Annotated in this window: 8 protein-coding genes; 5 read left to right on the plus strand and 3 right to left on the minus strand. The window is 71.6% G+C overall.

Annotated elements, in window-relative coordinates:
- Positions 1 to 47 precede the first annotated feature (47 nt).
- The 5 genes from rfbB to ACFVQ0_RS34865 are packed head-to-tail and all read left to right on the plus strand — an operon-like array spanning position 48 to position 4,926.
- The gene (gene rfbB / locus ACFVQ0_RS34845; protein WP_390093194.1) at positions 48 to 1,088 is read left to right on the plus strand and encodes a dTDP-glucose 4,6-dehydratase; all 1,041 of its coding nucleotides are present in this window, start codon (positions 48 to 50) and stop codon (positions 1,086 to 1,088) included.
- The gene (locus ACFVQ0_RS34850; protein WP_390093186.1) at positions 1,078 to 1,671 is read left to right on the plus strand and encodes a dTDP-4-dehydrorhamnose 3,5-epimerase family protein; all 594 of its coding nucleotides are present in this window, start codon (positions 1,078 to 1,080) and stop codon (positions 1,669 to 1,671) included. Before rfbB ends, ACFVQ0_RS34850 begins: the two co-directional genes overlap by 11 nt.
- Entirely contained in the window at positions 1,668 to 2,465 is a 798-nt protein-coding gene (locus ACFVQ0_RS34855; protein ID WP_390093187.1) for a thioesterase II family protein, read from the plus strand. The genes ACFVQ0_RS34850 and ACFVQ0_RS34855 overlap by 4 nt, the downstream gene beginning before the upstream one ends.
- Positions 2,455 to 3,888, plus strand: a complete 1,434-nt coding sequence (locus ACFVQ0_RS34860) for an NDP-hexose 2,3-dehydratase family protein (protein ID WP_390093188.1) — start codon at positions 2,455 to 2,457, stop codon at positions 3,886 to 3,888. Before ACFVQ0_RS34855 ends, ACFVQ0_RS34860 begins: the two co-directional genes overlap by 11 nt.
- Before the next feature lie 45 nt (positions 3,889 to 3,933).
- Positions 3,934 to 4,926 carry a Gfo/Idh/MocA family protein gene (locus tag ACFVQ0_RS34865; RefSeq protein WP_390093189.1) on the plus strand — a complete coding sequence of 331 codons (993 nt, stop codon included), beginning with the start codon at positions 3,934 to 3,936 and terminating at the stop codon, positions 4,924 to 4,926.
- Here the strand turns inward: ACFVQ0_RS34865 and abc-f are convergent.
- The 3 genes from abc-f to ACFVQ0_RS34880 all read right to left on the minus strand — a co-directional run.
- The gene (gene abc-f, locus ACFVQ0_RS34870) at positions 4,916 to 6,571 is read right to left on the minus strand and encodes a ribosomal protection-like ABC-F family protein (protein ID WP_390093195.1); all 1,656 of its coding nucleotides are present in this window, start codon (positions 6,569 to 6,571) and stop codon (positions 4,916 to 4,918) included. The genes ACFVQ0_RS34865 and abc-f overlap by 11 nt on opposite strands.
- A 222-nt stretch (positions 6,572 to 6,793) precedes the next feature.
- A complete protein-coding gene (locus ACFVQ0_RS34875; protein ID WP_390093190.1) occupies positions 6,794 to 7,615 on the minus strand; it encodes a BTAD domain-containing putative transcriptional regulator in 822 nt (273 codons plus the stop codon).
- A gap of 181 nt (positions 7,616 to 7,796) precedes the next feature.
- On the minus strand, positions 7,797 to 7,922 hold a 126-nt coding region (locus ACFVQ0_RS34880; protein ID WP_390093196.1), incomplete at its 5' end, for an adenosylhomocysteinase.

The following is a 7,922-nucleotide window of genomic DNA, read 5'->3' on the forward strand; positions in this document are numbered from 1 at the left end:
CGACCGAACCCACCGTCCCGTCCCCTTCCCGGAAAGGCCAGTTGACGATGCGAGTCCTGGTGACCGGAGGTGCGGGCTTCATCGGCTCGCACTTCGTCAGAGAACTGCTGTCCGGGGCCTATCCGGACCTCGACGGGTCACGGGTGGTGGTCCTGGACGCCCTCACCTACGCCGGGAATCCCGCCAACCTCGACCCGGTCCGCGACCACCCCGGGCTGGAGTTCGTCCACGGCGACATCTGCGACAGGGAGCTGGTCGGGCGGCTGATGGCCGGGACCGGCATGGTGGTGCACTTCGCGGCCGAGTCGCACGTGGACCGCTCGATCGCCGACGCCTCCGAGTTCGTGCGCACCAATGTGCTCGGCACCCAGACCCTCCTGCAAGCAGCCGTCGAGGCGGGGGTCGCGCGGTTCGTCCACGTCTCCACGGACGAGGTGTACGGGTCGATCGACTCGGGCTCGTGGCCGGAGGAACACCCGCTGCTGCCCAACTCCCCGTACGCGGCCTCCAAGGCCTCCTCCGACCTGATGGCGCTGGCCTTCCACCGCACGCACGGGCTGGAGGTGTGCGTGACGCGCTGCTCCAACAACTACGGCCCGTACCAGTTCCCGGAGAAGGCGATCCCGCTGTTCACCACCAACCTGGTCGACGGGCTCGACGTGCCCCTGTACGGAGACGGCCTCAACAGCCGCGACTGGCTGCACGTGGACGACCACTGCAGGGGCATCGCCCTGGTCGCCGCGAAGGGCCGGGCCGGCGAGGTCTACAACATCGGCGGCGGCACGGAGCTGACCAACCTCGAACTGACGGACCACCTGCTGGAGCTGTGCGGCCGGGACCGGTCGGCGGTGCGGAGGGTCACCGACCGGGCCGCGCACGACCGCCGGTACTCGGTGGACATCTCGAAGATCTCCCGCGAGCTGGGATACGAGCCTCGGGTGCCCTTCGCCGAGGGCCTGGCGGCCACGGTGGCCTGGTACCGGGAGAACCGGTCCTGGTGGGAGCCGCTGAAGGAGCGTGCCGCGCTCCCGGGGGCGGTCGCCGCCGGGCGGGGCGCGGAGCAGCCGGCAGGTGCCCGTGCGCATTGACGAGACCGGGATACCCGGCACGTACCGGCTGCTGCCGGAGCGGTTCGAGGACGAGCGCGGCCATTTCTACGAGGCCGCCAGGCACAGTGAGCTGACGGCGGCGACCGGGCTGCCCTTCGAGGTCCGCCAGGTCAACAACTCCGTCTCGCGGCGCGGCGTCCTGCGCGGGGTGCACTGCAACGACGTACCGGCCGACGCCGGGAAGCTGGTGACCTGTGTCCGGGGCTCGATCCTCGACGTGATGGTCGATCTCCGTCAGGGCTCGCCGTCCTTCGGCCGGTACGCCGTGAACCGGCTGGACGCCGGGGAAGGCATCGCCCTCTACATGTCCGGCGGCATCGGCCACGCCTTCCTCGCCCTGGAGGACGGCACCTGCGTCAACTACCTGCTGTCCGCCGAGTACGTGCCCGGGGCCATGGTCGACCTCGACGCGCTCGACCCCGAACTGGGCCTGCCGTGGGAGCTCGCGGGTCCGCCGGTGCGCTCCGCCAAGGACGCGGCCGCCCCCTCCCTCGCGGAGGTCGTGGCATCCGGCAGGCTGCCGCGTTACGTACCGACGGGCGGGGAGCTGATCCGGCCATGACCATTCCCACCACCCGCAATCCCTCCACCGCCTCCGCTCCCTCTTCCCCCTCCGGTGTGTGGCTGCGCCGCTACCGGCCCGTCGAGGACCCGGCCGTCCGGCTGGTGTGCTTCCCGCACGCCGGCGGCTCGGCCACCGCCTACCTGCGCTTCGCCGACGTCCTCGCCGACGCCGGTGTCGGCGTCGAAGTCCTGGCCGTGCAGTACCCGGGCCGCCAGGACCGGCGCGGGGAACCCTTCATCAAGACCGTCGACGCCCTGGTCGAGGCGGTGCTGCCGGAACTGCGGGAGTGGACCGGCCGCCCGTTCGCCCTGTTCGGGCACAGCCTGGGCGGCACCCTCGCGTACGAGACCGCGCGCCGGCTGACCGGAACGGGCGAGGAGCCCGTGCACCTGTTCGTATCCGGCCGCCGCGCACCCACCGTGCCGCGCACGGACACCGCGCACCTGCTGGACGACCGGGCCCTGATCTCCCGTATCTCCGCGCTGCAGGGCACCGATCCGGCGCTCCTCCAGGACGAGGAGCTGCTGCGGATGGTGCTGCCGGCGCTCCGCAACGACTACGGGATGGCGGGCGCCTACCGGCACCGCGCCGGAGCGCCGCTGTCCGTGCCGCTGACGGTACTCACCGGGGACAGCGACCCCAACGTGTCCGTCGACGACGCGCGGCGCTGGTCGGAGGTGGCCGGAGGTCCGGTGGACCTGCGGGTGCTTCCGGGCGGGCACTTCTTCCTCAACGACCGCTCGGAAACCGTCTGCCACATCATCGAGGAGGCGCTGGACCATGTCCGCTGACACCCTGGCCCGGACCGCAGACCGAACGGACACCGCGCACCGCCTGCTGGTGTCGGCCCGTACCCCCGACAGCGCGGTCACGCCCATGGACCGGGTGCTGGGCTGGCTGGACGAACAGGCCCGCGCGGGCAGCTTCCGGGTCACCCGGGTGCCGTTCGCCGCGCTGCGGGGCTGGTACTTCGACGGCGACGGCAACCTGCGCCACGAGTCGGGCCGCTTCTTCGCCGTGGAGGGCCTGCACGTCACCGCGGACGGGCTGCCGGACCGGGGCTGGAAGCAGCCCATCATCGTGCAGCCCGAGGTCGGCCTGCTCGGCATCGTCGTGAAGGAGATCGACGGCGTCCTGCACTTCCTCATGCAGGCCAAAATGGAGCCGGGCAACATCAACACCCTCCAGCTCTCCCCCACCGTGCAGGCCACCCGCAGCAACTTCACGGGGGTCCACCAGGGGCTCGGCATCCCGTTCCTCGACCTGTTCCTGGAACGGGGCCGGGCGCGGGTCCTCGTGGACGTACTCCAGTCCGAGCAGGCCGACTGGTTCCTCGCCAAGCGCAACCGCAACATGATCATCGAGATCGACGAGGACACCGCCACCGGGGACATCGGCGACGGCTTCCGCTGGCTGACCTTCGGACAGTTGCTGCGCCTGCTGCGGCTGGACAACGTGGTCAACATGGACACCCGCTCCATCCTGGCCTGCCTGCCCACCGCGGGCGCCGAACCCGACGGCGTGGACCTGGACCCGGTCCTGCGCTCCTTCCACGGTCTGTCGGCCCCCTCGGTGCACGACACGAGCGAGGTGCTCAGCTGGCTCACCGGCATACGGGCCCTGCGCGAGCTCGTCCAGCGCCGGGTGCCGCTCGCCGAGGTCGCCGAGGACGGCTGGACGTTCACGGACGAGGAGATCGGGCACACCGGCGGACGCCGGTTCCGGGTGATCGGGGCCGACATCTCGGCGAGCAACCGCGAGGTCGCCTCCTGGACCCAGCCCCTGATCCAGCCTCAGGTCCCCGGCCTGATGGCCCTGATCGTCAAACGGATCAACGGCACCCTGCACGCCCTGGTACAGGCCCGGGTCGACGTCGGGCACCTGAACGTGGCCGAGCTGGCGCCGACCGTGCACTGCCGGCCGGCCGACCACACGGGCCCGGGAACAGACCCGTACCCGCCCTTCCTCGCCGACGTGCTGGCCGCCCCGACGGCGCGCATCCACTACGACGCGGTGCAGTCCGAGGAGGGCGGCCGCTTCTACCACGCGGAGAACAGGTACACGATCATCGAGGTGCCGGACGCGTTCAGCGAGGACGTGCCGAGCGACTACGCCTGGCTGACCTTCTCCCAGCTCACCGAGCTGATGGCGCACGGCAACTACCTCAACGTCGAACTGCGCACACTCGTCGTCTGCGCCCACACCCTGTACTGACCGTTCCTGCTACCGACCGCCCCTGCCCCTCCCACCGAGGACGTCATGCCCGCTCCCCTGCGCCTGGGACTCCTCGGCTGCGGCGACATCGCCGCGCGCCGCACCCTGCCCGCGCTGCTGCGCACCCCCGGACTCGAACTGGCCGCCACCGCCGCGCGGGACCCCGCGCGGGCCGCGGCGTTCGCGGACCGGTTCGGGGGCACCCCCGCGCCCTCGTACGAGGACCTGCTCGGGCGTGCCGACGTGGACGCCGTCTACCTCTGTCTGCCCACCATGCACCACGCCGCATGGGCCGAACGCGCCCTGCGCGCCGGCAAGCACGTCCTGGTGGAGAAGCCGCTCGCGACCTGCGGTGCAGACGCCGAGACCCTGTACGGACTGGCGCGGGAACGCGGGCTGGTGCTGCTGGAGAACTTCATGTTCCTCCACCACGGCACCCAGCGCCGGGTCGCGGGCCTCCTCGCGGACGGGGTCCTGGGCGAAGTGCGTGCTGTATCGGCGGCGTTCACGATCCCGCCGCGCCCGCCGGGCGACACCCGCTACGACCCCCGGACCGGCGGCGGGGCCCTGCTCGACAGCGGGGTCTACCCGCTGCGGGCCGCCCTGCGCTTCCTCGGCAGCGGCCTGACCGTGGCCGGCGCGGTGCTGCGCACCGACGAGGAGCACGGCGTGGACGTGTCCGGGGCCGTACTGCTGGCCGCCCCGGAGGGCGCGGTGGCGCAGCTCCGGTTCGGGATGGAGCACCACTACCGGTCCTGGTACGAGATCCAGGGCAGCGCCGGCACCCTCTCCGTGGACCACGTGTACACGACGGCGCCCGATCACGAGCCGGTGGTCCGGCTGGCCACCGGCACCGGGCAGACGGAGATCCGGGTGCCCGCGGAGGACCATTTCGCGGCCGTACTGCGGTTCTTCGCCGCGTCCGTGCGCGCACCGGACGCGCAACGGCCCGGCCTGCCGCTCCTCGGTGAGGAGTCGCGGCGGCAGGCCGGGCTGCTGGACGAGATCCGCGCGGCGGCGGTCCGCGTCAGCCGGTGACGGCGGCCTTCCCGCTCAGTTCGAGGTGCGAGCCGCGGAAGGCCCGGCGCATCCGCCGGTCGTGCGTGACGACGACCACGGTCCCCGTGTAGTCCACCAGGGCCTGCTCCAGCTCCTCGACGAGCAGCGGGGACAGGTGGTTGGTGGGCTCGTCCAGGAGCAGCAGGTCCACGGGCCGGGTGACCAGGCGCGCCAGGTCGATGCGGCGGCGCTGGCCCACGGACAGGGAGCCGACCGGGAGGCTGAACTCGGACTCCCGGAACAGGCCCAGGGAGAGCAGTTGCTCGGTGTACTCGTCGGCGTGGCCGAGGCGGCCGTCGGCGAACTCCGCGAGCACCGAGCGCCGGGGGTCCTTGGGCAGTTCGTCCTGGCGCAGCCAGCCGATCCGCTCGGCCCGCCGCACGGTACCCGCGTCGGGCTCCAGGTCGCCGGCGAGCACCCGCAGCAGGGTGCTCTTGCCCGCACCGTTGGGGCCGGTGATCAGCAGCCGCTCGCCGTGGGCGAGAGACAGCGAGTCCAGGGCGAGCCTGCCGTCCACGCGCAGCCCGGAGACCTCGGTGAGGGGGCCCTCCGGAACCTCGGCGGCCTCGTCGCCCACCACGATGTCGGCGCTGAAGCGCAGCGGCTCGGGCGGCTTCGGCACCGGGTCCGAGTGGAGCCGGTTCAGCCGCTCGTTGGCGTTGCGGGCCTTGCTGGAGGTCGAGGAGGAGGAGGACCGGGCCCGGTGGTGCTCGGAACCGCTGAACGCCCAGGGGCCCTTCTTCGCGATGGAGGCCAGCATCCGTCCCGCGGTGGCCGCACGGGTCTCCTGCCGTTCGATCTCGGCGAGGTGCTCCTCGTACTCCCGCTCCCAGCGGGCACGGGCGGCGGCCTTGGCGGCGAGGTAGCCCTGGTAGCCGTTGCCGTACCGGTTGACGGTCTTGCGGTCGGGGTCGACCTCCAGGATGGCGGAGGTGACGGCCTCCAGGAAGGCGCGGTCGTGGGTGATGACGACGATGGTGCCGCGGTGGTCCTGGAGCCGCTTCTCCAGCCAGTCCACGGCCTGGTCGTCCAGGTCGTTGGTGGGCTCGTCGAGGAGCAGCAGCTCGGGGGCGGCGGCCAGAGTGGCGGCCAGCGCCAGCCGGGAACGCTCGCCGCCGGAGAGGGTGTCCACCCGGCGGTCGCGGTCGAGACCGGGCAGGCCGAGACCGTGCAGGGCCGTGTCGGCCCGGGCATCGGCCTCGTAGCCGCCGCGGTCCTCGAACTCCGCGAGCAGGTTCCCGTACTCGGCGAGGAGCTCCGGGTCGTCGTCCACCAGCGCGTCCTCGACCTCGTGGAGGCGCTTCTCCACGGCACGCAGGTCCGCGAAGGCGCGGTCGAGGACATCCCTGACGGTGGCTCCGGCCGGCATGTCGAGCCGCTGCGGCAGGTATCCGACACCGCCGGGGGCGGTGACGGTCACCTCGCCGTTGTCCGCGTCCTCTGCCCCGGCGATCAGCCGGAGCAGGGTGGACTTGCCTGAGCCGTTGTCACCGATGACACCGGCCTTCTCACCCGGCTTGACGGTGAGGGACACCCGGTCGAGCACGACGTGGTCGTCGTACCGCTTGATGACCTCCTCCAGCGTGAGCTGGGAATGCGCCCGTGATGCCGTGGGCGAGGACATGCGCATATGCGTACTCCTGGTGGTGCGGGGTCGGAGAGCGGGGACCGGACTCTCCGCGAACTGCTTGGCGAGGTTGAACGTCGCGGTGTTGTTGCGGCCGAGTGCCTCCCTGACGTAGGTACGGGCCCGCGCCGTCCTCGGCGCACTCACCGAGGATCTTCCGCGCGGCCTTCCTCCCGCAAGACCACGCCGTGCCGGGAGGTCCTGGACGCTGGGAGGAATCTAAGCGGCGTAGAGGTCGAACGTGGAACTGCGGCGCGGTCCTGAAGCCATGTCCAGCGCGGGGTCCACCATGAGCATCGCCCGGTGCAGGCGCTGGAGTTGCGGTGAGGGCTCGACGCCGAGGTCCTCGATGAGCCGGGTGCGCAGACGCCGGTAGACGTCGAGCGCGCTCGCCTGGCGGCCGGAGCGGTAGAGCGCCACCATGGCCTGCGAGTGCAGCCCTTCGTGCTGTGGGTGACGCGCTATCAGCTCGGCCAGCTCGACGATGAGTTCGGTGTGCCGGCCCAGGCGGAGGTCCGCGTCGATCCGGCGCTCCACCGTCACCAGCCGGCTCTCCTCCAGCCGCATGACCTCTATCTCCAGGATCGGGCCGACGCGCACGTCGACCAGCGCCGGGCCCTGCCACAGGGCGAGCGCCGTGCGCAGCAACCCGGCGGCCTGCTCGTCCTCGCCGGCCTCGAAGGCTCGCTGCCCCTTGGCGACCAGCTCTTCGTACTCGTGCACGTCGACCGTCTCGGGGGCGATCTGCATCAGGTAGCCGCCGTGGCGGGTGGCGAGCACATCCTTGGCCCCGCCGGGAGCGCCCGGCCCCATGGCCGTGCCCAGCCGCCGGCGCAGCTGGAGTATGTAGGTCTGCAGGGTGGTGAGGGCGCTCTGCGGGAGCCCGGTTCCCCAGATCTCCTCCATGAGCGTCGGCACGGGGATCACCCGTCCCGGATACAGCGCGAGAAGAGCCAGGATCTGGCGCGGCTTCCCCGCCGTCGGAACAATCGAGCCCCCGTTGACCTCGGCACTCAACGGACCCAGAACCTGAATCCTCACGGTTTCCTCCGTACGTGGTCGAGTTCGCATCGATTTTCAGGCTTCACCGACGAACGCTAGCGAAGCACCGGGGGCGGGCCCGGAATTCTCCAGCGCCTATCGAGCCTGTCTCTATTGGCCGGCCTTCCAAGGAAGAAGGAGAGCGCCTCGTCCCTCTCGGTCGGTCGGACGGATTCGCAGGTCAGTAGCGGTAGTGGTCGGGCTTGTACGGGCCGTCGACCTCGACACCGATATACGCCGCCTGCTCCGGGCGCAGCGTGGTGAGTTTGACGCCGAGGGCGGCGAGGTGGAGGCGGGCGACTTTTTC

Origin of the sequence: Streptomyces sp. NPDC057900 (assembly GCF_042887885.1) — a bacterium.
In the GTDB taxonomy this organism is placed as follows: Bacteria; Actinomycetota; Actinomycetes; order Streptomycetales; family Streptomycetaceae; genus Streptomyces.